Below are 24690 nucleotides of genomic sequence, written 5' to 3'. Positions count from 1 at the left end.
GATCTAAATAACCAATGAAGTAAAGGTTTCTTCTTGATTTGTTGTAGATTTGGGTATTTGGACGAAGGAGCTTACGTCAGTAAATGACTGACTCCATCGCCCGAAGATGCAATAACGCGCAAGAAGAAAGATTATTTCATTGCTTCTTTTGCGTATTTTTCGCCTAACTCATATGCTTTGAGGTTAAGCTCATGCACTTTTTTAGGTACTTTAGAAAGCATAGTCTCAATAAGTACATCTTTATCGATCGCATTCATGATAGTGTTAGCGATAGCAAGTGCAACTACAGATTGAGTAATCACGTTTCCTACCTCTTCTTTGGCGATAGTAATAATAGGAATCTCAATAATATTCCATTTTTTTCTATCTTCTTCACTTGGATGTACCAAGTTAGGCTCAACAACGATTGTTCCCCCTGGTTTTACACCATTTTTAAATGATTGGAAACTTACATCTGCAACTGATAACATGAAGTTTACTTCACCCTCATTCGCATATGGATAGTAGATCTCATCATCATCCAAAGTAATATCAACAACCGTTGGACCACCACGTACTTGTGATGTATATGTAGCTGTTTTTAGTCCGTAACCTCCAGTTTTGATCTTTGCAGCTGCAAAGATCTCTCCAGCAAGAAGAACACCCTGTCCACCAACGCCTGTAAATCTCATTAATGTTCGTGCCATAGTGTCTCCTTATATTTTTTTCTCAAAGTCATCTTGAGTAATTTTAGCTCTTTGACCTTGGTGTACTTTTTGGATTTCTGCATACATATCACAGTACTCATCTGCCTCAGTATCTTGTTTCAAGATACCTGTAGGAAGTAGGTTAAGCTGTTCTTCCGGGCTCAATGTATCATATTTCTTTTTAGAAACAGTGATACTGTCGATCCAGTCAAGATTTTCCATAGCATTTGCCATTTTATTCTTTCTACCAAGGTTGATGTGACAGTTAGACAGTGCTTCAACATATGCAAAACCTTTATGCTCAAGTGCCTGAACAAAAAGTTTTTCAAGTTTTTTAGGTGCAGTTACATTCTCTCTACCTACAAATGAAGCTCCTGCTGCAATGGCAAGTTTACAACCGTCAAATGTCGGGTCAATGTTACCCGCTTTTTGAGATACTGTCCACATACCTTTTGGTGTAGTTGGAGATGTTTGAGAGTTTGTCAAACCATAGATAAAGTTGTTGATAACAATCATCGTGATATCGATGTTTCTTCTACAACCATGTATCGTATGGTTACCACCGATCGCAAGCGCATCACCGTCACCGGCAACACATACTACGTGCTTGTCCGGGTTTGCCAACTTGATACCTGTTGCATACGCTACTGTTCTACCGTGCGTTGTATGTACTGTATTGAAATCTACATATGAAGAGAATCTTCCTGAACAACCGATACCGGAAACCACACACATATCATCTTTGCTGATACCGAGTTTATCTACTGCTCTAATGAAGGCTTTAAGTATAACACCGTCACCACATCCCCAACACCATAGTGTTGGCATCTTTTCAAGTCTTAAATATTGATCGTAATTAAATGCCATTGTTAAAATACCTCCTTAACTTTTTCGACAATTTCATATGGTGAAATTGGTCTTCCGTTTACTTTAAATAGACCTTCGACATCCAAACGACTGGAAGCTCTTTGAACTTCTGCATGGAATTGACCAATGTTAAGTTCAACTACCATTACATTCTTGATCTTGTCTGTATACTCTTTGATCTTCTCTGCCGGACTTGGCCAAATAGTGATAGGTCTGAATAGTCCTGCTTTGATACCATCGTCTCTTAAGTGTCTAATAGCCTCTTTTGCTGCTAGTGATACTGAACCATAAGCAATGATCATTACTTCTGCATCATCCATCATGAACTCTTCGTAAGATTCAATCTCATCTTTATGAGCTTCAACTTTATCTTCAAGTCTTTGGATCAGTTTTCTACAAGTCTCTATCTCTTCAGTCGGGAAACCATTTTTATCATGATGAAGCCCTGTAAAGTGATATCTGTACCCTTGGAACATTGGATTAAGTACTGCCGGATCCGTTGGACCACACTCATATGGGTGATACTCTTCCGCCGGACCGTCAAATGTTTTTCTTGGAACGATTCCTGCTTCTACTTCTTCAGGTGTCGGAAGCATTGCTTTACCGTGCATATGCCCTAAAGTCTCATCAAGCAATACGATAACCGGTTGCATGAATCTATCTGCGATATTGAATGCTCTTACTACTTCTGTATAACACTCAGCCAAGTTTCCTGCACAAAGAGTGATCGATTTATAATCACCGTGTGACGGGTTTTTAGATTGAAGGATATCCCCTTGTGATACACGCGTCGGAAGACCTGTTGACGGACCACCTCTCATTACATTCACACATACCAAAGGTACTTCAGCCATTTGTGCCAGACCCAGATTCTCTGCCTTGAGTGACATACCCGGACCTGAAGTTGCTGTCAGTGCTCTCTTACCGCTCATTGCAGCACCGATCACACAACAGATTCCTCCGATCTCATCTTCCATTTGAATGGCTACACCGCCTTTTTTCGGTAAAAGGTCAGAGATAACATGCATTACTTCACTTGATGGTGTTAACGGGTATCCCCCAAAAAACATACATCCAGCGTCGATAGCTGCTAAAGCTGCCAATTCATTACCTGTAGATATTACTTCTCGTGTTGCTGACATTAGTTAGCCTCCTTATAATCTGCGGGTAATCTATACCCGTTACTTGCAATCGCTTCTTGTCTTGCTTTTGAAGTGTCAGTGAGTTTTGCAAATTTAAACTCTTTTTTCTCTGCTACATATATAGCAAAATCCGGACATGAGAGTTCACACTCATTACATCCTATACAAGCTTCCGGCGCGATCACGCTGATCATTGCACCTAGAGTTGAACTTGGTTCCGCTTTCATTGAAAGCACACCTGCTGGACATGCATCCACACAGATATCGCAGGCTTTACATCTATCGGTATTTACCCATACTGGAGTATTCTCCGGAGCTACCATTGCTGCCATATTTTCCCCTTTTTATTTTTGAAATATTAAGTGAGATTTATTATTCACTAAAACGAGGATAACTTACTTTTTGTAAGGATGCTATGAATAACCTGGAATTATTGGTACGATAAGTGGGGTTGTTACCTTTTGAAGCAACAAAAAGAAGAGTTTTTACTTCTCATTATGTATTCATTTTACCTATAGCACAAGATACAAAACTTTTTGCTTTTGCGGAAGTACTGTCAATAAAACCCATATTTTCACCCACAAAAGGGTAGCCCAGTGATTTCAGTTTTTCAGCAAGCACAGCAACCTGCTCTTCATCAATATCAAGTGTGATCTCTCTGGGCTCTTTGGTCAGATCCACCTCTATTTCACCAAAGGTATCCAAGAGTTTATTTTTAAGTGTGGAAGCGCATCCTCCACATTTTACATTCTGTACCTGAAAGGTCTGTATCATTTGGTTACCTCTGTTCTTTTTGAAAAGTATAGCAAAAATTTTGTGTAGCTTATGTGCAGTGTAAAGCGTTTATACGCAAATCTTTTGACATAAATTATAGATTCTTGAATACTAAGTGTGTAGATATATACAGGGGGGTGTACATTGTAAAACAAAACACCTGAGAACTGTCCGTATATTTATAATAAGAAAAATGTGATCTAAAAATGAATAAATTAAATTTTGAAGGTGGGGAAACCCACCTTACGAAGAAATCAAAGCCTACTTTGACAATACTTCTTTCACTGCTTTACCGATCTCTGCCGGAGAAACAACTACTTTTACACCGGCTGCTTCAAGAGCATCCATTTTCTCTTTAGCTGTACCAGCTGAACCAGAGATGATCGCACCTGCATGCCCCATTCTTTTACCTGCCGGTGCCGTCTGACCTGCAATGAATGCCACTACTGGTTTAGTGATATTTTCTTTAATATATGCTGCTGCCTGAATTTCAAGATCACCACCGATCTCACCGATCATAACGATCGCTTCAGTTTCAGGATCTGCTTCAAACATAGGAAGAAGCTGTTTATAACTCAAACCGATGATAGGGTCTCCACCGATACCTACTGCAGTAGTGATACCGAAACCTTCATTGCATACCTGGTTCGCACCTTCATACGTCAATGTACCGGATTTAGAAATAAGTCCTACATTTCCTTTTTTAAAAATATTCCCCGGCATAATACCGATCTTACACTCTTCAGCAGTGATCACACCTGGACAGTTTGGTCCTATAGTCATCATGCCATGCTTCACTGCATATGCTTTGGCCATTTGCATATCTCTTACCGGTGCACCTTCTGTAATGATCACGGCAAGTTCAATACCGGCATCTGCTGCTTCCATCACTGCATCTGCTACGAATGCAGGCGGAACAAATACCATGGATACTGTTGCACCCGTAGAAGCTACTGCTTCTTTTACGGTATTGAACACTGGTTTATCAAGGTGTGTCTGACCACCTTTTCCCGGTGTCACACCACCTACGATATCTGTACCGTATGCAAGACATTGCTCCGCATGAAATGTACCTTCGCCGCCTGTAAAACCTTGTACAATTACTTTTGTGTCTTTGTTTACTAAAATACTCATCTCTTACGCTCCCTTTGCCGCTTCAACTGCTTTTTTTGCACCGTCACCAAGGTCAGTTGCTGCGATTACATTGTCAATATTTGCATTTTTTAAAATTTCTGCTGCTTCTGCTGCATTCGTACCGTCAAGTCTAACAATCACCGGTACATTTACATCTACAAGTTTTGTTGCTTCAAGGATACCGTTCGCAATACGGTCACATCTAACGATACCACCGAAAATATTTACGAAAATCGCTTTGACATTCGGATTTTTAAGAATGATCTCAAACCCTTTTGCCACTGTTTCAGCATTTGCCGAACCACCCACATCAAGGAAGTTTGCAGGTGTTCCGCCCATATAATTGATCGTATCCATTGTACCCATTGCAAGACCGGCACCATTTACCATACAACCGATCTCACCATCAAGAGCGATATAAGAGAGTCCATATTGACTTGCTTCTCTCTCATCCGGATCCTCTTCAGAGATATCTCTCATCTCTTCGATCTCAGGGTGTCTGTAAAGTGCTGAATCATCGAATCCCATTTTTCCGTCAAGTGCCAAAAAGTCTCCGGCACCTGTTTTGATCAACGGGTTGATCTCGATCATTTCCGCATCATTTTCCATATAAACTTTGTAGAGTGCATTTGCAAATTTAATGAACTTCTTCTGTTCATCTTTATCTGTAATACCTAAACCGAAAATAAGCTCTCTCCCATGGAATCCCTGGAAGCCGATCGCCGGATCAACAGCTACTTTAATGATCTTTTCAGGACTTTTTTCTGCTACTGTTTCAATATCCATACCGCCTTCTGTAGAAGCCATGATTACAGGCATCTCTTTCGCACGGTCAAGAACAACACCAAGATACAACTCATCTTTAATATCTGCACCTTCTTCAATGTAGATCTTTTGAACCAGTTTCCCTTCCGGTCCGGTTTGATGCGTTACCAATGTCATTCCCAGGATCTCACCTGCAAGCTGCTTGACTTCTTCTGTAGACTTGGCAAGTTTAACACCGCCTCCAAGTCCTCTACCTCCAGCATGGATCTGGGCTTTAACCACCCAAATGCTCCCACCTAATTCCTGCGCAGCTTTTACTGCCTCATCTGGTGTATTTGCTACAATACCTCTAGGTGTCGGAACACCATACTTTTGGAATATTTGTTTCGCTTGATACTCATGAATATTCATGTGCACTCCTTTTTACAATAAGTTCCAATATTATACGTCTATCGCAGATAATATTTGGTTAATTGAATTATTATAAAGGGTGATTTTAATAAAGTGGTAAATTTTTACACAGTTGGCTAAAAGGGAAAGAGGATTTTTCCGATATTTTATGGCAATATTCTTTACTTTGTACGATTCGGAATTTAGTTCCTCACTTGCACTGAGCTTTAGCTCTTGTACGATTCGGAATTTAGTTCCTCACTTGCACTGAGCTTTAGCTCTTGTACGATTCGGAATTTAGTTCCTCACTTTAACTGAGCTTTCAACTCCTGTACGATCCGGATTTAATTCCTTATCGGCACTGGCTTTTATTCCCGGGGAGAGGTCATCTCTTCCGGTTTGACATAGGCATCAAACTCTTCTGCACTGAGCAATCCCAGTGCAATGGCTTCTTCTCTGAGTGTTGTACCATTTGCATGGGCAGTTTTAGCTATCTTCGCTGCATTTTCATACCCGATATGAGGGTTGAGTGCTGTTACCAGCATCAACGAGTCATTAAGAAATTTATCAATCTTTTCTTTATTGGGTTCTATCCCCACTGCACAGTTTGTATCAAAACTTCTCATTGCATCGGCAAGAAGCCTGATCGATTGTAGGATATTATAGGCAATGACCGGTTTAAATACATTAAGCTCAAAATTTCCCTGACTTGCAGCAATACCGACTGTTACATCATTTCCCATGACCTGTACTGCTACCATAGTCATGGCCTCAGCCTGTGTAGGATTAACTTTTCCAGGCATAATGGAGGAACCAGGTTCATTTGCCGGGATACTGATCTCACCGATCCCGCATCTCGGACCGGAAGCCAGCCACCTGATATCATTTGCGATCTTCATTAAATTTGCTGCAAGTGCTTTAAGGGTACCACTCAATACTACTTCTGCATCATGTCCGGTCAATGCATGGAATTTATTCGGCTGAGAGACAAACCCGTAATTTCTGGACATAAAACTGTTAAGCTGGACAGCTACCCTTTTCGAAAATTCCGGATGAGAATTCAGCCCTGTTCCTACAGCTGTACCGCCGATAGCAAGTTCTCTGCAATATACAAGTGCATCATTGATCTGCTTAAGATTTGTCTCCAGCATTGCAACATATCCGCTAAGTTCCTGTCCCAATGTCAACGGTGTTGCATCCTGTAAATGTGTTCTGCCTATCTTTACAATATTTCCGAATGCTTTAGCTTTATTATCCAATGTTGCTTTTAATTGATTAAGTGAGGGAATAAGATCATCCATGACGGCAACCACTTCCGCAATACGCATAGCAGTAGGATATGTATCATTGGAGCTTTGTCCTTTATTGACATCGTCATTCGGATGAACAAGATTTTCACTTCTAAAATCACCACCGAGGATCTCTGTAGCTTTATTTGCAATAACCTCGTTTATATTCATATTTGACTGTGTTCCTGAACCCGTCTGCCATACAACTAAAGGAAAGTTGTCATCAAGCTCACCGGAAAGTACTGCTTCACATGCTTGTGTAATTGCTGAAGTTTTTTCATGATCAAGACGGCCCAGTGCATGATTTGTCAAAGCACAGGCTTTTTTAAGATTGGCAAATCCGTATACTATTTCAAAAGGCATCTTTTCATTTCCTATTTCAAAGTTCTGGATCGATCTTTGTGTCTGTGCTGCCCAATATGCATCAGCAGGGACCTTTACTTCACCCATCGTATCTTTTTCTGTTCTATAATGCATGATTGATCCTTTGATATATCAAGATTACTTATCATACTATAGTTTGATTAATGGGGAAAAGTCATGAGAGTAGTGAAGGAGTATCTGTCAGTATCATTCAAGACGGTTGAAGATTTAAAAATAATTCTGAAATACAAAGTGTCCCTGAATACCCTCTTTGGAAAGGCTCCTGGATACAAATTCAGGATGACAGAGGGTCAGGGATTAGCCTTTTTCTATATGGGTTTAGCTCTTGACCTCATATTGTTCACGGCCCATTTGGTAAAGATCATTCCCGTAAGTATCATTAATCACTGTTACCGGAAAATCTTTTACTGTGATCTTTCGTACAGCTTCCGGGCCAAGTTCAGGATATGCGATCACTTCTGCTGATGTGATCTTTTTACCAAGCAGTGCTCCTGCTCCACCTGTCGCACCGAAATAGATCCCGTCATATTTTACACAGGCATCTTTTACTGCCTGGTTCCTCTTTCCTTTTCCGATCATTCCTTTTGAACCGTGTTCGAGCATCGTTGGAGAATAGGAATCCATTCTATAAGAAGTTGTAGGTCCCGCACTGCCTATAGGGTCACCCGGTTTCGGAGGTGTCGGCCCGACAAAATAGATCACTGATCCTTCCAGATCAAAAGGCAGTTCCTCGCCTTTTTCAATCAATTCTACCAATCTTTTATGTGCTGCATCTCTGGCCGTATAGATCGTTCCGTTAAGCAGAACCGTATCACCTGCTTTCAATTGTTTTGTATCTTCAGAAGTAAGTGGTGTTGTAAAAGTATAAGTTGCCATTCCTTCTCCTTATATTGTGATATGTGTATGTCTTGATGAGTGGCACTGGACATTAACTGAAACAGGAAGTGAAGCAATATGACAAGGGTTTGATTCAATATGAACAGCCAATGCTGTTTTGGTTCCACCCATACCCATAGCACCGATACCCAGCTTGTTGATCTCTTCCAGTATCTGCCCTTCAAGTTCAGCCATCTCCGGATCAGGATTTACAGAACCTATATCTCTAAAAAGTGCATGCTTGGAAGAGATACATGCTTTTTCAAATGTACCGCCGATCCCGACACCTACAGTAATAGGAGGGCAGGGATTCCCGCCAGCATCAGAGATCACTTCTTTTACATAATTGATGATCCCTTCTTTCCCAGCTGCCGGAGGAAAAACTTTCGCTCTTGAAACATTTTCACTTCCTCCGCCTTTTGCAGCATATTCAATATCGATCTTATCCCCGGCAACAATATCAAAATGAATAATGGCTGGGAGATTGTAACCTACGGTATCTTTTAAATTCGCCCGACTGAAAGGTTCACAGGTCGAAGCCCTGAGATACGCATCAGTATACCCCTGTTCAGTACCTTTATTGATAGCATCTTTGAGCAAACCGCCTTTGATCTTTACTTCATCTCCTACCTTTACAAAGAAAACAGCCAATCCTGTATCCTGACAGAGCGGTCTTTTTTCATCTTTTGCAATATCTGCATTTTCAAGAATCTGACGTATAACCTCTTTGCTTACCGGAGATTTCTCTTTCTCCATAGCCTCTTTTAAAGCATCATATGTATCTTGCGGCAGATCTGTACCGCAATGTACAATAATATCTCTGACAGCTTTTACAACTTCATCAAATTCGATTTCTCTCATTATTACACTTTCCCTTCATCAAAAAATTTGTTTGCATTCAATATATCAATACCTTCACGGATAGAGTCAACAGAGATCCTGAACTTCTCCTTGGTCTCTTTATCCAAAGCCATTTCAAGAATCTTCTCTACTCCGTTATTTCCCAGGACAACAGGTACTCCTACTGTAATATCAGAATATCCGTATTCACCTTGAAGAAGTACTGATGAAGAGACAACAATCCTGCTGTTATTCATTATCGCTTCGACCATATATGCTATGGCACGACCAGGGGCATAGTAACCTGAAGTACCCAGATGCTGAACGATCTCTGCACCGCCATTCTTGGTACGTTCTATGATCTCATTCATCTCTTCCTGAGTCAGAAGCTCTTTTACAGAGACAGATCCTACTTTGACTTTATGCGGCAAAGGTATCATGTTCTGCCCATGATCACCAATCACAAGAGAGCCTGTCTGACCTGCACCATATCCAAGTTTCTGATAGATCTGATAAGCCATTCTGGCACCATCCAATGCTCCAGCCATACCTATAATACGGTTACTTTCCCAGCCTGTCATCTTATGGATCACATATGTCATGACATCCAACGGGTTGGAGACACAGATAATGATAGCATTAGGTGAATATTTTTGGACATTGCCTACAACCTCTTTCATGATCTTTGCATTGACCAGCAAAAGATCTTCTCTGGTCATATCACCTTTTCTTGGAACTCCTGCTGTGATCACTACAATATCACAATCTCTCATATCGCTTGGATCTTCTGCTGCAGATATAATAGTCCCTCGTGGCGCATAATGAGTTGATTGACCTATATCTATGGCTTTACCTTTGGCAACACCGGGTACAATATCAAAAAGTACTATTTCCTGACAGGTTCCCAGCATACTTAAACTATAAGCAGCTGTCGCACCAACAGCACCTGCTCCGATTATTCCTACTTTACGTCCAAACATGCTAAACTACTTCTTGTCTTCATCAAAGAAATTCAGTTCATAAAGTTTATCAACCATCTCCTGAACTGAAGCCACAGAATTTTTAAAGCGTGTCTGCTGAAGAGGCTTAAGTGTCATTGATATCACTTTTTCAGCACCACCTGCACCGATCATTACAGGTACACCTGAAACAATATCTGAATAACCATAATCATTTTTCAACATGATGGCACAGGAATGGATCTGGTTGGTATCCTGCAGGATAGCCTCTACCATAACTGTTGTTGATTTTGCAGGTGCATAGTAGGCCGAACCGCTACCAAGGAGATTTACGATCTCTGCTCCGCCATTTCTTGTTTTTCTTACAATTTCAACGATCTCTTCGGAATCAAGAAGATCCTCTATCGGTACACCCGCAACTGTTGTAAATTTTGGAAGCGGAACCATAGTGTCTCCATGACCTCCCATAACAGTTGCACGTATCTGACCCGCACCATATTCCAGTTTTTCATAAATGAAATGCGCCATTCTTGCTGCATCAAGTATCCCTGCCATACCCAGGACACGCTGTCTGGGAAAACCTGTCTCTTTAAGTGCAACATACGTCATTACATCCAATGGATTTGAAACAACAATAACGATCGAATCTGGTGCATATTCTTTGATCTCTCTTGCATAGCATTTTACTATTTTTGCATTTTTGGTAAGCAGGTCATCTCTGCTCATTCCAGGTGTTCTAGGTGCACCGGCAGTAATAACCACTACATCGGAATCAGCCATATCTTCCGGACCTTTTGCAGCTTTTACAATAGTATGCTGTCTGGCTGCATTTGCTGCCTGGGACATATCGAGTGCTTTACCTTTAGCGACATCATAGTTTCTGCCTCTTAGCATAACATGGTGACATGATCCGTTCATTGCCAATATGAATGCCACTGTCGAACCAAAATTACCTGTACCGATAACCGTTACTTTTTTACCTTTTGCCATGGAAATCCTTTTAGTTAAGAATCATAGGGTGACTTTCAAGCAAAACATAACTCATAACTTTTATTATCAATAATGTTTTGCAATGCTATAGAAGTCAAACAACCCTATGTTTACACAGAGCAGAATGCTCTGTGTGAAGTATTAATATGATCAGTTGTGACCAGATTAGATAGCATCAATGATGCTGTTAAGTGTAGCAGACGGTCTCATCGCAGCTTCAGCTTTCGCATCATCCGGATGATAGTAACCGCCGATATCCTTCGCAGAACCTTCAGCTGCAAGCAATTCAGAAATGATCTGCTCTTCATTTTTTGCAAGTGCATCCGCAACCGGAGCAAATTTCTCAGCAAGTTCTGCATCTGCCGTCTGAGTACTCAATGCTTCAGCCCAGTATCTTGCAACATAGTAGTGAGATGCTTTATTGTCAGGCTCACCTGCTTTTCTTGACGGTGCTTTGTCATTGTCAAGGTAACCCTGGTTCGCTTTGTCAAGTGCTTCTGTCAATGCACCGATCTTGCTGTTTTCACTCTTCTGGTATTCCATTCTAAGTGATTCGGCCAATGCAAGGAACTCACCAAGTGAATCCCATCTGAGATGACCTTCAGCCAGAAACTGGTCTACGTGCTTAGGCGCTGATCCACCCGCACCTGTTTCAAAGAGTCCTCCGCCTGCAAGCAATGGAACAATAGAAAGCATTTTTGCAGATGTTCCAAGCTCCAAGATCGGATACATATCAGTAAGGTGGTCTCTTAGAACGTTACCTGTTACAGAAATCGTATCTTTACCCGCTCTTACTCTCTCATTTGTATATCTTGTCGCTGCTGCTATATCCATGATCTTGATATCAAGACCTGTAGTGTCATGCTCTTCAAGATACTTATTGACTTTCTTGAGCATCTGCGCATCATGTGCTCTGTTTTCATCCAACCAGAAGATCGCAGGGTTTCCTGTAAGTCTTGCTCTTTCAACCGCAAGTCTTACCCAGTCTTTGATCGGGATATCTTTCGCACGTGACATTCTCCAGATATCTCCGGCTTCCACTTCATGGCTCATCAGTACATCACCATTTTCATTCAGAACTTCTACCGTACCCGCTTCTGCAATCTCGAATGTTGTCGGGTGAGAACCATACTCTTCTGCTTTTTGTGCCATAAGACCAACGTTTGCTACGTTACCCATAGTTGTAACATCGTATTGTCCGTTTTTCACACAGTCCGCTACCATCTCTTGGTGGAACATTGCGTAAGTACTGTCAGGAATAACCGCAACACACTCAACTGCATCACCGTTTCTGTCCCACTGTTTACCACCTTCTCTAACCACTACAGGCATAGAAGCATCAATGATCACATCATTTGAAGCATTGAAGTTTGTAGTACCTTTATCAGAGTCAACCATCGCTATCTTTGGAGAATCAGCATCTACAACCGCCTGGAATGCAGCTTTGATCTCTGCCTCTTTTTCATGACCAGCGATTTTTTTCTCAAGGTCTGACATACCGAGGTTAGGGTTTACTTCTAGTGCTTTAAATACATCCGCATACTTGTCAAATACTTCCTGGAAGAATACTTCAAATGCATGACCAAACATGATCGGATCTGAGATCTTCATCATTGTTGCTTTAAGGTGAATCGACCAAAGTACCCCGTTCGCTTTTGCATCATCAATTGATTTTTTGATAAATGATCTCAGTGCTTTTACTGACATGAATGTACCGTCAAGGATCTCACCTTCAAGTGCTTCGATCGCTGCAAGTTCTTTACCGTTAAGCATGATCTTCACTTTCTGAGCTTTATCCATGGTCACTGATTGCTCATTACCATAGAAGTCTCCGTTACCTTCCATATGTGCTACATATGCTTTTGAGTTCTCAGCAAACGCCTTAAGTCTGTGTGGGTGCTGCTGTGCATATCTCTTAACTGCTGCTGCAGCACGTCTGTCTGAGTTTCCTTCTCTGAGTACCGGGTTAACAGCAGACCCAAGACAAGGGTTGTATTTTGCTCTGATCGCTTTTTCTTCTTCAGTTTCAGGATTTTCCGGGAAATCAGGAATATCGAAGCCCTGAGACTGCAGCTCAGCAATACACTCTTTAAGCTGGCCGATAGACGCTGAAACATTTGGAAGTTTGATGATATTGGCTTCCGGTTTAACTACCAATTCACCCAACTTTGCAAGTTCATCTTCAGCAAGACCCATAGCAGCAAGTACTCTACCTGCCAAAGAGATATCACTTACTTTTACATCTACACCTGCTGCATTCGTAAATTTACTTACGATCGGCAAAAGTGAGTAGGTTGCCAAAGCCGGAGCTTCATCGATTTTTGACCAAATAATAGTTGGTTTAGACATGTGTATTCCTTAAATTAAGTTTTATGTAGAAGAATTGTAGCACTCTTATGGTTGGAGGTGATTGAAATGACAGGTTACGAAAAAGTTATCTTTATTATTTGTTTCTATATTACACAATAACATACAGGGAAAACCCCATATGTTTTTTTGTATTACATTATTCCTCTTATTTATAGGCTCTTTTAATATCTTTTTCTATTTCACCCGGTGCAGATGCGATCTTCATAAAATCTGACATACTCAAAAGCGGAAGAGAAAGTGCCAAATAGTATTTAGGATCCAAAATAACTGCTTTGCCATCTTTTATCATTGATTCATAAGGCAAGATATTGGCATTACGTTCTGCCTCGATCTTTTGAAGAAATTTATTGGTGCGGCTTCTGAGTTTATGTCCTACAATGCTTGCTCCATTAGGAAGTTTCAGTGTATAGGCAACATATTTTGAAACCTTTTCACCACTGAGTCTTCCTATAAGATTTTCCCCCTCTGCTACCGTAATCGTATCATCAAAATACGGCATACCGAACATAAACTGGTATTTGGCAAGATCATCAAACTCAAATTTGTCATTTGTTTCATACATATCACCCAAAGCTGCCTGCAGTGCTTTCAGTGTTGCAGAGAACTGACCATATTTAAATTTTTCCTGAAGATATGCAGCCCCGAAATAGGAAGGGTTCTGTACACGTACTTCATCTTCCCCGTGCACCAGTACTTGAAGCGTAGCAACAAAAGTATTGGTTTTTTTCAGTTCATCATTTGTAACAGTGAGCACAGTTTTTCCATTGAGTATTTTTGTTGTAGCAAGTACTATAAAACCGGCTGCTTTCAACTTTGCTTTCAATCCGTCAATAGTTTGTGGATTTGCCACATAATATGCTGTAAGCTCCTTGGGTGCTTTACCTCCGATAACCAACTTTTTACCTTTAAAAACCTTTTTAGGAAGTTCAACTGCTTTAGCAGCCGGTTTGGGTGCCGGTTCGGTAGTTGCCGGTACAGTCACCGGAGCACCTTTTTTATATTTTGCCAATTCTGCTTCCAACTCTTTGATCTTTTCTTTGAGTGCTTTATTTTCCTCATCCAGAGACATGACTTCAGGTACTTTTGCGCCTTGTGCTTCAAGTTCAAATCCTAACTCTCTGAAGGTTTCTATTACTTCTGCATCAATAGCCCTCATATAGTCGATCGTTTTTTGGTCTTTAAAGTTCAATGCATTGATCCAGTTATCTACACTTGCATACCCCACATGAAGTTCATTGGTTCCTTTAGGGATATAGAAATAGATCGAACAAGGTGCGAACATACCTGCTTCAGGAATACCTCTGTTGAAGATAGAGTTTGAGAACTTAAAGTGGCAAAGCAGTGAGACCCAGTATGCATCATATTTTTCAAATTCAAGATCCATATCGCTATACTCGAATTTAAAGTCTATAAAACCTGCAATAATAAAATCATGCTTAGAAAAACGTCCGTCATGCTCCATGACAAAATCTTCTATAAACTCTTCAAGGTCATCCGGTGCTTCGAATTTTTTCACCATTTTTGTAAGTCCGTGCTCAGGAAGCGGTTTTGAATGCTCAAATCTTTTTGTTTTAGTCGGTTTCATCTCTTTTTTTACCAACGCATCAAATCCACCCACCATATCAGCAAAGGCTTTTCTTGTATCCGGATCTTTTTCATCAATGATATCGAGCATCGTACCCGGTGCAAGATGTCCATACCATGTATTATCATCGTTTTCAATATCCAACGTTTTATAGACCAGAAAATTAAACGGAGCATATGCACCGAAATCCGGGTTCTTTAGCAAAAGCGGTCTGAGTTTCTCTTTGTTGACCACACCAAAGAAAGAGATCATCTCTACACCCTTTTCTTTAAATTTATTATAATAATGTACTTGTATGTTTCTGTTGGCTGCTACCGTGCCATAGCCGATGGTACCTATCTTTTTGATCAGTTCATCTATCTCTGCCTCTTGATTGCCTTCTGAACCGTAAAGTTCACCTGTGAGTTTTGTTTTTGCTATATTCGACTGTACATCCACAGCATTTGCATATCCCATTACCAGCATTAAAGCCAATAGAATTTTAGTCAGTTTCATTTAAATCCTTTACTATTAGAAATTATAATTATATTTTATCTGATGAATCTTAATAGAATCTATAATTTATATTTATGTTGTAGTTTTATAAAAATTTTTATTTTTTGATACAAAAAGTAAAAATAACCGCTTAATACAACACTTGTCATTACAATGACTTGCCAGGTAATAATCTTGTTTTAAGGGTTTAAAGTGAGTGTCTTTTCATAGCAATTTCCATTTGTCCATACCGGAATGTCCTGTCTGGGGTATGAAAAGAGTGTGTAATAAAAGCTTTTTTCTACTGTGGAGAACGTGTAGAAGTCATTCCAAGACTCAGCCAACTCTGCATTCCCCCACGGTACCATTTCATCTTTTGAGGCGGATATCCTAAGGCAAGGAGTGCTTCTATCATCTGGGGAGACTGTCTGCACCATACACCGTTACAGAAGAACAGTATGGTCTTGGCATGGGTAAACTCATACCCGCCTTCTATACTCTTCACTCCAAAACGTATGAGTGCTTCCTGTTTGAGTTTGATGTTCTTAGGGTCGGTAAAATAGGTAAAGGGTACGTTAATAGCACCGGGAATACTGACACTCTCATACCACTGCGGTTTTCTGCTGTCCACAAAAAGAAGCTCTTTGTCATCCTGCATATCTTCCAGAAAACCCAACACTTCCAGCTCTCCGTAAGTCTCCACTTTATCATCCATCTTCATAGGAGCGATCTTCCCTGCAGTAGTGATGAATGTCTTTTTACAAAAATCCGCCACATCCCTGCTCGCATAGTTCCCCTCCCAGTACTCTCTGGCATTAAAAGGTATCTGCCTGCAACGTAAGTCCATATCTCTGGCAATAGTGACTTTTTTGACTTTGCCGTCTGGAGTAGTGTAGCTGATCTCTACGCTCAGATCGTGTAGGATAGTCGGTTTGATTTCTGCATAGGTTGCTGAGAGAATGAGTAATGAAGAGATAAGTGTTTTTAGCATGGCTTATTCCTGTCTATTTTAGATAAGTTTACTTGGAATAGCTTAAAGGAAGAAGAATATGACAATTTGACATATTTTTATCTCATGTAAAAATCTCTATGTATAATTCTCTCGCACCCTTTGCAAATTGGTGGTGTTCTTATTTTTTATTTTACTTAGGTCGGGCTAGGAATTTATAGTGTGGGTGGTAAAAATTTAAAATGAGGGGTGTATGATGGAAGTAATTTCCATACTTGCTATTATAGTTGTTGGCGTATTGAAAGTGATATTTATGTGGCTTGATTATAAAAACTGTAAGAAGCAAAAGAACACAGACAAAGACTAATGTCTCACAAGGCATAGAAAGTGACCGCTTTCTATGCTTCTGTGCACCCTTTCCAACATTCTTACATTTATTAACTTAAACTAGCATAAAATTACAATCTCATTCCCATACTTTGAGACGCTGAAAGAACTAGGTACCTCGGAAGTGAAGGCTTCAGCCTCACCCAAATATTTGCATATTTTTAGGTAATTTTGACAGAAAAAGTAATATTTTCCATTAAATACAAACTTTTTTAGGTAAAAAAGCTTTTTGGTGGGACTGAAGTCTCCACTTCCAAAATAATAAGTGCTTTCACTCTCTCGGACGATGGGAAGAAGATAACAGCCCTTACCCTTCAACAGCTAAACTCTCCTCCAAATAAACCCCAAGCTCTTTAGCTTCTTCGAGTATCATCTCACTTACTTTAAGTTTTGATTCGATGATCACATCAGCAAGTTTGGACTTGATATGCAGTTCCAGCGGACGTTTCCCGGGATAACGTTCTACCAGGCACATCAAATCTTCTACCGTCTTGGCATCCGGCATAAGGTTAAGAGCCAATATAAGTGGCGGCTGTTCAGGTTCAGGCGTATGCTTCTCCTCTTTTTTCACTTTGATCTTCTCTTTTTTCGCATCTTTGAGTGACTCGATCTTAAGAATATTCATACGGGTAAAATCACCATCTTTAGTGATCTTCACTTTAAAGGCTATGGGTTTGTTCAAGTCAAAATCTTCATCCAACTCTTTGAGCCGGTTCTCAAAAAGCATCAATTCTATGTTTCCGTGCAAGTCCATAATATTGGCGATCCCGAACTTGTTGCCTTTTTTGGAGATCTTCTCTGTGATCTCCTCTATTTTGCCTATGAACAAGGCTTGAGAACCATCTGCCAGATCATCGATCTCCGAACTTAGTGTATAGTTGATACCGTCCAAAGTTTCACGGTATTTGTCCAATGGGTGCCCTGAAACATAGAAGCCTAGGGACTCTTTTTCCATCTCCAGTATCTCCATAGGTTCAAACTCATCCATGTGTGTAAGCTCTAAAGTAACACTTGTCATCTCATCCCCTTCACCAAAAAGTGAACCTACTGCCATTTTTTTGGCTTCACCCGCTTTTTTGGCTGTATCGATGATATCTTCTATCTGTGAGAGCATCGCCTTACGGCTGTAACCAAAACAGTCCAAAGCTCCTGCTTTGATGAGTGACTCAATAACCTTTTTGTTTACTTTACTTGAGTCTATGCGTGAGACAAAATCAGAAAAGTCTTTAAATTCAGTATCACCCCTGGCTTCAAGCATGGTGTTAATAGCAATGTCCCCTGCACCTTTCACCGCACCCATACCAAACATGACAACCTCATCACCATCAATATTACGTGCCTCGAACACTAACCCTGATTTGTTAATGTCAGGCGGAAGGAGTTTAATGCCCATACGTTTGAGTTCATCTACATACTTGACGACCTTATCCGTATTATTCTTTTCGAGTGTCAAGATCGCCGCCATGAACTCTGTAGGATAGTAGTACTTCAAGTAAGAGGTATAGAAAGTGATCATCGCATAGGCAGCAGAGTGGGATTTGTTAAACCCGTACCCGGCAAATTTTACAATGAGATCGAAAAGCTCTTCCGCTTTGGTTCTGTCGAAACCTTTTTTAGCTGCACCATCTGCAAACTCCCCTTTGAGTTTGTCCATCTCTTCCTTGATCTTCTTACCCATAGCCCTACGTACCAGGTCCGCACCTCCCAGACTGAACCCACCAATGGTCTGCACGATCTGCATAACCTGTTCCTGATAGACAATGACCCCATACGTAGGCTTCAGGATAGGCTCAAGTTCCGGGAACGCATAAGTGATCTCCGCACGACCATGTTTACGCTCGACAAAGTCATCAAGCATCCCTGACTCCATTGGTCCGGGACGGTAGAGTGCAAGCATCGCGATAACATCTTCAAAACCGTTTGGCTTAAGTTTTTTTGCCAAATCCTGCATACCGGCCGACTCTATCTGGAAAAGTCCAAGTGTCTCACCCGTACCTATATACTCATAAACCTTAGGGTCTTCGATGTTCTCTTCAACAAAGTTGATACGTTTCCCATGTCTTCGCTCAACCAGTTGCAGTGCCTCTTCGATAACAGTAAGGGTCTTCAGACCCAAAAAGTCAAACTTGATCAGGTCGACATCTTCTACATACTTACCGGAGTACTGTGTTGCCAGCGTGTCAAGTCCTGTAGGTTTAAAAAGTGGTGTCTTCTGCCACAACGGTTCGTTGGAGATTACCACACCCGCTGCGTGTGTTCCTGCATTACGGTTCAGCCCTTCAAGTGCCAAGGCGTACTCCCAGGTACGTTTTGCCTGCGGATCACTCTCTAAAAGCTCCTTGATCTTTGGTTCTTTCTCATACGAGCCTTTGAGGTCGATACCCAGTTCATCAGGGATGAGTTTTGCCATCGCATCCGCTTTGGAATAAGGCATATCAAGTACCCTTGCAACATCACGGATGACCCCTTTTGCCAAGAGCTTACCAAAAGTGATGATCTGCGCCACGTTCACACGCCCATACTTCTCTACCACATAGTCAAGGATCTCCTGACGACGGGCCTGACAGAAGTCCATATCGATATCCGGCATGGAGATACGTTCCGGGTTCAGGAAACGCTCAAAGAGCAGTCCATACGGCATAGGATCAATATCGGTGATCCCCAGCGAATAGGCTACGAGTGATCCTGCAGCAGAACCCCGTCCGGGCCCTACAGGTATGCCCATCTGCTTCGCCGCATCCACAAAATCCCAAACAATGAGCATATAGCCTGGGAATTTCATGGAGTTGATAATGTCCATCTCTACTTTAAGACGATCTCGGTACTCATCATGTTTTTCCGGAGGAACAATCTTCAGTCGTTTTTCCAATCCGCGTTTGGACTCTTCTATAAAAAGTACAATGTCATTTTCAAGAGAGTACTCCACATCCGGTTCAGGAAGTTCAATACCGGATTCTGCCGCTCTCTCTCTGGCAAATTTGAAGTTAGGCGGTGTCGGGTTCCCAAGCTTGATCTCAAGGTTGCATTTGTCTGCGATCTCTTGGGTATTTTCCAATGCTTCGGGGATATCTGCAAAGAGTTCCGCCATCTGTTGGGGTGACTTTACATAGAATTCATGCACTGAGTGACGCAGACGGTTCGGGTCATCATAAAGTTTGTTCATTGCAATACACATGAATGCCTCATGCGCATCCGCATCTTTTTGTACCGTGTAGTGCGTATCATTCGTCGCGATGATCTTGATGCCTGTCTCTTGTGAAAGCTGGATGATCTGCTTGTCTATACGATGCTGATCTCCGATACCGTGACGCATCAACTCAAGATAAAAATCATCACCGAATACTTCTTTGTATTTAAGGGCTACACGTTTGGCTTCCTCATATCCTTTTGCCCCGAACTTCTTGTTTCTTTCAGAGAGATTAAGATGCCAGTTGACCTCTCCCTGCAGACATGCACTTGAACAGATAAGCCCTTCAGAATTATTTTTAAGCAGATCCCAGTTGATACGCGGATAGTAGTAAAATCCGTTAATGTAGGCTTGTGAACTCAAGTACATCAAATTCTTGTAGCCTACCTCATTCTTTGCATACAGGCAGAGGTGAAAACGCTGACGGACAGACTTGTCACCTAACTCTTCCTGGTTATGCACATAGGCTTCCATCCCGATAATAGGTTTGATACCCTCTTTTCTCATGGTATTATAAAAGTCGATCGTCCCGAACATGTTCCCATGGTCAGTCATAGCCACTGAAGTCATCCCCTGCTCTTTTACCTTCTTGGCCAATGCTTTTATCTTATTTGCCCCATCAAGCAGCGAGTACTCTGTATGGAGGTGTAAGTGGGTAAACTGAGGGGTTGATCTTGGTTCTTCTGACATTAAATTGACCTTTGATTGTTTTTATATTATCCACCAAAAACATACCATCATTCTCGGACTTGCACCCAGAGGTATGCAATCCAATTAAACCAGGGATGTAGCACTTCTACAGTATGCCAATTGTGGATCCCCGGGTCAAGCCCGAGGATGACGAAAATATTGAAGTTAATATAGCAGAGTTTAGGTAAAAATGGATTGAAAATTCACACTAATTTCAACCCTGACTATGCAATAAAAATTATAAATGAGTGTTTATGTTTGAGTTTAAGGTATTTACAAAAAACCATCGATTAACCTAAAGGTTCATCGATGGTTTTGAGATGGTTTTGTATAAATCTATCTATCGCTTCAAACACTTCATTATGACCCTTATCTGCTAAGATACTATGTCTTTCACGCGGGATCAAAAGCAGTTTTTTATCTTTGGAACTTACATTATCGTAGATGAGTTGTGCACTCTCTGCTTTTACGATCGGGTCATTATCGCCCTGTATGATGAGTATAGGATCTTTTACCTGTTTTAATCTTTTGTTTACTTTTGTCATGAGTTTTTCCATTTGTGCCACTGAAGAGAGAGGGTGCTTGAGGTAGTTGACATTGGGTTGCTCGGTATGGGAATTGTCTATCCACTCTCGGATACCCTTTGCATTAAGATAAGATATCATTTCATTAAAAAAATGCAAGGTCGGCACAACATAACTCACCTGCAAGTTATGAAGCTTCAGTGCAGAGTTCAGGGCAATGACTCCATCTACTTTATACTGTGCCGCATGTAGCAGAGCCAGCAGTCCTCCTGTGGAAAAACCACCGATGAATACTTTGGAACAGACCTGTCTCATGGCAGTAAAAGCACGTTCAAAATCTGTTTCCCAGTCTTTAGCACTTACACTCTTTAATGCTCAGTATGTATGGAAGCATCCAAAAACTCAAAAAGAAGGTTTTTTGAAGAGATATTTGTAAAAAGCGGCACAGATACAGCACCACAGAGCATTAACGCATAGTCAAACATCACCCAGTAAGGAGAAGGGGATACTACAATAGCTATCTGTTTACCTCTCCATCCATTTTCATAGGCGGCCAAAGTAAGATAACGGACAGCAAGAAGGAACTCTGTTTTAGAAAATGTTTTCCATCCATCTGTGATACGATGGTGTAAAAAATCCTCTTTAGGAGGTTGATCCTCAAGGTAAGAGTAAAGTTCACCAAAGTGTCTGAAACGAGTGTTCATAGCATCTCCTTTTTAAGAAGCTATGAACAGTATAAAAAAAGTGTGTGTATTAGCTGTGCAAACTCAGCAGCAGGCTCAAACGACTAGTCGTTTTTTAACAGTAGTCTAAGAGCATCCCGTCCTTCACAGCCTGCATACTCTCTTCCCCCACAAGTCTTTTTAGGATAGCCAAGCCGAAACATACAGCAGTCCCCGGACCTTGAGAAGTGAGTACATTACCGTCTTCAACCACTTTGAGATCATCTCTATAGCCCGGATGGTCTATTTCCTCTTTTGCACCAGGGTAACAGGTATAGTTCTCACCCAATACACCTGCTTTTTTCAATACAAATGGAGCAGCACACATAGCTCCCACTACTTTGTTGGCTTTAAACTCTTTGATAAGTTCTATCACACGTGCGTTTTCAGCCAATGCATGGGTTCCTCCCCAACCACCGGGGAGTACAATCATATCAAAGTCATCAGCAATAATTGTTTTGATAGACATATCCGCTTCGATCGTGATACCATTGGCTCCGGTGACCAATCTACCATGAAGCTCATCTTCAAGATACACTACACGCACTTCTATACCTCCACGACGCATTACATCGATAAGTGCTACTGCTTCAAGTTCTTCAAATCCGTTTGCTAAAGGTAAAAGTACATTTGCCATTTTATTCTCCTATGCTTTATTTTTTAGTATATGTGTTACGATACGATACCCGTGATTCAGTGCGATCGCAATACTTCCACCACTTTTGAAGGCGATATCCCCGGCAATATAAAGTCCTTTGACCTCACTCTCATAATTCTCATCAAAAATAGGCTCACCTGCATCATCCAGGGTAATACCGCAACTCTTCAGAAAGTCTTTCGGTGTTGTCCCGCCAATTGCATAAATGATCCTATCGAACAGTTCAGCACCATCGGAAAAGTTGACTTTGATTTGTCCATGTTCACTCTCCAAACTCTCTATATCTACACCCAGTTTTAAAATCACAGCTTCATCTTCACTATACTTGTTGATCATCTCTTGGTTGGTAGGGTTTGGTCGGGTCAGAGTATCTCTACGGTAATTCAATGTTACTTCATTAGTCTCACTTAACTCGCAGGCATACTCGACTGCAGAGTCTCCTCCCCCTACGACAAGTATTTTTTCTCCATTGCTGCATTTGTCCAAATTGAAGTTGACCTGGGTCCTGAGTGAAGGGGGTATTTTATAGGAAGGTTTATTTGGTTTTCCCATCCGACCGATACTGACAATAATATTTTTAGCCTTGTCCACACCGCAACCGGAAGTAACAAAGAAAATATCTCCCTCTTTATCCACTTTTTCAACAGCACAGTTAAAACGTGCATCTATCATTTCATCATCTAAGAGCTTATCAAAGTAGTCCAAAGTACTCTCTTTGGTACCATCTACAAAGGCAACATTTCCCTCAAGCTCTACTTCTTGACCCTGCCAATCCGTATCAACACGTTTTTGATCTTTGTAAAATTTTCGAATAGTATGAGAGTGATTATCTGTTTTCTCAATCATCAGTACTTTTTCAAGACCGAGTACTTTTGATTCTACTGCAGAACCGATCCCCCCAGGCCCACCGCCAATGATAATTAAATCGTAAATATTCTCCATACAGTACTCCTCAAATCTAATTAAGAATAGTGTACCATTTTATAAAACATAAATCTATATAAACAGAAAATATCTTTTAGTTATCACTCTTAATGACTACTTTTGCATACATACCAGGAAAGATATTTGCCTCTCCACTATCAAATGATATACGCATCTTGATCTTATATGTCATAGGGTTTCCATCGGGGATGATACCAACAATGCTGCACTGCTTCCCTATCCTCTTCCTGTAGAAAATGGTAAAGCAAAGATCATGTATCCTCTGCTGTAAATGTCAGAATTCATAACCATTGCCACAGTACCCGATGCTATTGTAAAGGAATGTGAAAAAATATTTAAATAATTATGTGCTAAGTGCTAAGTGCTAAGTGCTAAGAAATTTTACAGATTTTGACTCGCCGGTCAAGAGAATTTGCATCATGTTTCAAATTCCCTTTTTTCCTTTTTTCAAGCAGAAAAACTACTTTGCTTTCTCCAAGTATTTACCCTCAACAGTATCGACTTTGATCATCTCACCTTCAAGAATATGGAATGGCACCTGAACCACTGCTCCACTCTCAAGTGTTGCAGGTTTTTTACCGCCTTGTGAGTCACCTTTGAAGTTAGGTGGAGTCTCAACGATCTTAAGTACAACCGTTTGAGGGATCTCAACAGAGATCGCTTTTCCGTTATGGAAAAGTATTTCTGCTTCCATACCATCGATCATGAAATCAAATGTCTCTTTCCCCACCTGTTCATGGGTAAGCCCAATCTGGTCAAATGTAGTTGTATCCATAAATTGAAGCATCTCTCCGTCATCATAAAGAAACTGCATGGTTTTCTGCTCTAATTCAGGTACATCGAATTTATCACCTGCATGCACTGTTTTTTCGATCACTTTTCCTGTTTGAAGATTTTTAACCTTCATACGTACAAACGCTGCACCTTTACCCGGTTTCACATGTTGGAATTCTGTTACCTTATAAGGGTTTCCTGTGATTTCGAGTCTTGCACCTTTTTTGATGTCGCCCATTCCGATTGTAGCCATAGTTAGTCCTTGAAAATTAATTGAATGATTATAGCAGATGCTTGGTTAAAAGGTACCCCCCCCATGGCAGGAGTAC

20 protein-coding genes and 1 pseudogene are annotated in these 24690 nt (G+C 41.0%); all 21 read right to left on the bottom strand.

The window, feature by feature from the left end; genetic code table 11:
• Positions 1–131: 131 nt before the first annotated feature.
• The 21 genes and pseudogenes from ACZ48W_RS09955 to efp all read right to left on the bottom strand — a co-directional run bounded on the left by ACZ48W_RS09955 (position 132) and on the right by efp (position 24614).
• Positions 132–686, bottom strand: a complete 555-nt coding sequence (locus ACZ48W_RS09955; protein WP_464828250.1) for a 2-oxoacid:acceptor oxidoreductase family protein — start codon at positions 684–686, stop codon at positions 132–134.
• 9 nt (positions 687–695) lie between these two features.
• Positions 696–1553 (bottom strand): 2-oxoglutarate ferredoxin oxidoreductase subunit beta, encoded by an 858-nt coding sequence (locus tag ACZ48W_RS09950; RefSeq protein WP_464828249.1) that lies wholly within the window; start codon positions 1551–1553, stop codon positions 696–698.
• Positions 1554–1555: 2 nt separating this feature from the next.
• Positions 1556–2695, bottom strand: coding sequence for a 2-oxoglutarate synthase subunit alpha (locus ACZ48W_RS09945; protein WP_464828248.1), 1140 nt, complete (start codon positions 2693–2695; stop codon positions 1556–1558).
• Positions 2695–3027: a 4Fe-4S dicluster domain-containing protein gene (locus tag ACZ48W_RS09940; protein ID WP_464828247.1), complete on the bottom strand. Its 333-nt coding sequence runs from the start codon at positions 3025–3027 to the stop codon at positions 2695–2697. Before ACZ48W_RS09940 ends, ACZ48W_RS09945 begins: the two co-directional genes overlap by 1 nt.
• Before the next feature lie 163 nt (positions 3028–3190).
• On the bottom strand, positions 3191–3469 hold the full coding sequence (locus ACZ48W_RS09935; RefSeq protein ID WP_464828246.1) for a heavy-metal-associated domain-containing protein: 279 nt from the start codon (positions 3467–3469) through the stop codon (positions 3191–3193).
• 261 nt (positions 3470–3730) lie between these two features.
• The gene (gene sucD / locus ACZ48W_RS09930; RefSeq protein ID WP_464828245.1) at positions 3731–4603 is read right to left on the bottom strand and encodes a succinate--CoA ligase subunit alpha; all 873 of its coding nucleotides are present in this window, start codon (positions 4601–4603) and stop codon (positions 3731–3733) included.
• 3 nt (positions 4604–4606) lie between these two features.
• Positions 4607–5779 carry an ADP-forming succinate--CoA ligase subunit beta gene (sucC, locus tag ACZ48W_RS09925; protein WP_464828244.1) on the bottom strand — a complete coding sequence of 391 codons (1173 nt, stop codon included), beginning with the start codon at positions 5777–5779 and terminating at the stop codon, positions 4607–4609.
• A 347-nt stretch (positions 5780–6126) separates the two neighbouring features.
• Positions 6127–7524 (bottom strand): class II fumarate hydratase, encoded by a 1398-nt coding sequence (fumC, locus tag ACZ48W_RS09920; RefSeq protein ID WP_464828243.1) that lies wholly within the window; start codon positions 7522–7524, stop codon positions 6127–6129.
• Positions 7525–7749: 225 nt separating this feature from the next.
• Positions 7750–8307, bottom strand: coding sequence for a Fe-S-containing hydro-lyase (locus ACZ48W_RS09915; RefSeq protein WP_464828242.1), 558 nt, complete (start codon positions 8305–8307; stop codon positions 7750–7752).
• Between the two features lie 9 nt (positions 8308–8316).
• Complete coding sequence (locus tag ACZ48W_RS09910) at positions 8317–9168, bottom strand: fumarate hydratase (RefSeq protein ID WP_464828241.1); 852 nt, start codon at positions 9166–9168, stop codon at positions 8317–8319.
• Positions 9169–9170: 2 nt separating this feature from the next.
• Positions 9171–10127, bottom strand: coding sequence for a malate dehydrogenase (locus ACZ48W_RS09905; protein ID WP_464828240.1), 957 nt, complete (start codon positions 10125–10127; stop codon positions 9171–9173).
• Positions 10128–10133: 6 nt separating this feature from the next.
• A complete protein-coding gene (locus ACZ48W_RS09900) occupies positions 10134–11096 on the bottom strand; it encodes a malate dehydrogenase (protein WP_464828239.1) in 963 nt (320 codons plus the stop codon).
• Between the two features lie 165 nt (positions 11097–11261).
• Positions 11262–13445: an NADP-dependent isocitrate dehydrogenase gene (locus ACZ48W_RS09895; RefSeq protein ID WP_464828238.1), complete on the bottom strand. Its 2184-nt coding sequence runs from the start codon at positions 13443–13445 to the stop codon at positions 11262–11264.
• Positions 13446–13611: 166 nt separating this feature from the next.
• Positions 13612–15546, bottom strand: a complete 1935-nt coding sequence (locus ACZ48W_RS09890; protein WP_464828237.1) for a hypothetical protein — start codon at positions 15544–15546, stop codon at positions 13612–13614.
• A gap of 280 nt (positions 15547–15826) precedes the next feature.
• Positions 15827–16516 carry a rhodanese-like domain-containing protein gene (locus tag ACZ48W_RS09885; RefSeq protein ID WP_464828236.1) on the bottom strand — a complete coding sequence of 230 codons (690 nt, stop codon included), beginning with the start codon at positions 16514–16516 and terminating at the stop codon, positions 15827–15829.
• Between the two features lie 652 nt (positions 16517–17168).
• Positions 17169–20738: a DNA polymerase III subunit alpha gene (dnaE, locus tag ACZ48W_RS09880; protein WP_464828235.1), complete on the bottom strand. Its 3570-nt coding sequence runs from the start codon at positions 20736–20738 to the stop codon at positions 17169–17171.
• Positions 20739–21028: 290 nt separating this feature from the next.
• Positions 21029–21592 (bottom strand): annotated as a pseudogene (locus tag ACZ48W_RS09875) (alpha/beta hydrolase); the annotation flags it as partial.
• Positions 21593–21630: 38 nt separating this feature from the next.
• Positions 21631–21966, bottom strand: a complete 336-nt coding sequence (locus ACZ48W_RS09870; RefSeq protein WP_464828234.1) for a hypothetical protein — start codon at positions 21964–21966, stop codon at positions 21631–21633.
• 94 nt (positions 21967–22060) lie between these two features.
• The gene (locus ACZ48W_RS09865) at positions 22061–22621 is read right to left on the bottom strand and encodes a DJ-1 family glyoxalase III (RefSeq protein ID WP_464828233.1); all 561 of its coding nucleotides are present in this window, start codon (positions 22619–22621) and stop codon (positions 22061–22063) included.
• A gap of 9 nt (positions 22622–22630) precedes the next feature.
• Entirely contained in the window at positions 22631–23584 is a 954-nt protein-coding gene (locus ACZ48W_RS09860) for an NAD(P)-binding domain-containing protein (protein ID WP_464828232.1), read from the bottom strand.
• Positions 23585–24047: 463 nt separating this feature from the next.
• Complete coding sequence (efp, locus tag ACZ48W_RS09855; protein ID WP_464828231.1) at positions 24048–24614, bottom strand: elongation factor P; 567 nt, start codon at positions 24612–24614, stop codon at positions 24048–24050.
• Positions 24615–24690: the final 76 nt, after the last annotated feature.

Source organism: Sulfurovum aggregans, assembly GCF_055385215.1.
This window is presented reverse-complemented; position numbering and strand designations above follow the sequence as displayed.

Excerpts from the sequence above, each read along its gene's own strand:
- ACZ48W_RS09870 (WP_464828234.1), bottom strand. The coding sequence starts at position 21,966 with ATGAACACTCGTTTCAGACACTTTGGTGAACTTTACTCTTACCTTGAG.
- ACZ48W_RS09915 (WP_464828242.1), bottom strand. The coding sequence starts at position 8,307 with ATGGCAACTTATACTTTTACAACACCACTTACTTCTGAAGATACAAAA.
- ACZ48W_RS09955 (WP_464828250.1), bottom strand. The coding sequence starts at position 686 with ATGGCACGAACATTAATGAGATTTACAGGCGTTGGTGGACAGGGTGTT.
- sucD (WP_464828245.1), bottom strand. The coding sequence starts at position 4,603 with ATGAGTATTTTAGTAAACAAAGACACAAAAGTAATTGTACAAGGTTTT.
- dnaE (WP_464828235.1), bottom strand. The coding sequence starts at position 20,738 with ATGTCAGAAGAACCAAGATCAACCCCTCAGTTTACCCACTTACACCTC.
- ACZ48W_RS09860 (WP_464828232.1), bottom strand. The coding sequence starts at position 23,584 with ATGGAGAATATTTACGATTTAATTATCATTGGCGGTGGGCCTGGGGGG.
- ACZ48W_RS09865 (WP_464828233.1), bottom strand. The coding sequence starts at position 22,621 with ATGGCAAATGTACTTTTACCTTTAGCAAACGGATTTGAAGAACTTGAA.
- ACZ48W_RS09905 (WP_464828240.1), bottom strand. The coding sequence starts at position 10,127 with ATGTTTGGACGTAAAGTAGGAATAATCGGAGCAGGTGCTGTTGGTGCG.
- ACZ48W_RS09940 (WP_464828247.1), bottom strand. The coding sequence starts at position 3,027 with ATGGCAGCAATGGTAGCTCCGGAGAATACTCCAGTATGGGTAAATACC.
- ACZ48W_RS09890 (WP_464828237.1), bottom strand. The coding sequence starts at position 15,546 with ATGAAACTGACTAAAATTCTATTGGCTTTAATGCTGGTAATGGGATAT.
- ACZ48W_RS09950 (WP_464828249.1), bottom strand. The coding sequence starts at position 1,553 with ATGGCATTTAATTACGATCAATATTTAAGACTTGAAAAGATGCCAACA.
- ACZ48W_RS09885 (WP_464828236.1), bottom strand. The coding sequence starts at position 16,516 with ATGCTAAAAACACTTATCTCTTCATTACTCATTCTCTCAGCAACCTAT.
- efp (WP_464828231.1), bottom strand. The coding sequence starts at position 24,614 with ATGGCTACAATCGGAATGGGCGACATCAAAAAAGGTGCAAGACTCGAA.
- ACZ48W_RS09945 (WP_464828248.1), bottom strand. The coding sequence starts at position 2,695 with ATGTCAGCAACACGAGAAGTAATATCTACAGGTAATGAATTGGCAGCT.
- ACZ48W_RS09910 (WP_464828241.1), bottom strand. The coding sequence starts at position 9,168 with ATGAGAGAAATCGAATTTGATGAAGTTGTAAAAGCTGTCAGAGATATT.
- ACZ48W_RS09900 (WP_464828239.1), bottom strand. The coding sequence starts at position 11,096 with ATGGCAAAAGGTAAAAAAGTAACGGTTATCGGTACAGGTAATTTTGGT.
- fumC (WP_464828243.1), bottom strand. The coding sequence starts at position 7,524 with ATGCATTATAGAACAGAAAAAGATACGATGGGTGAAGTAAAGGTCCCT.
- ACZ48W_RS09935 (WP_464828246.1), bottom strand. The coding sequence starts at position 3,469 with ATGATACAGACCTTTCAGGTACAGAATGTAAAATGTGGAGGATGCGCT.
- ACZ48W_RS09895 (WP_464828238.1), bottom strand. The coding sequence starts at position 13,445 with ATGTCTAAACCAACTATTATTTGGTCAAAAATCGATGAAGCTCCGGCT.
- sucC (WP_464828244.1), bottom strand. The coding sequence starts at position 5,779 with ATGAATATTCATGAGTATCAAGCGAAACAAATATTCCAAAAGTATGGT.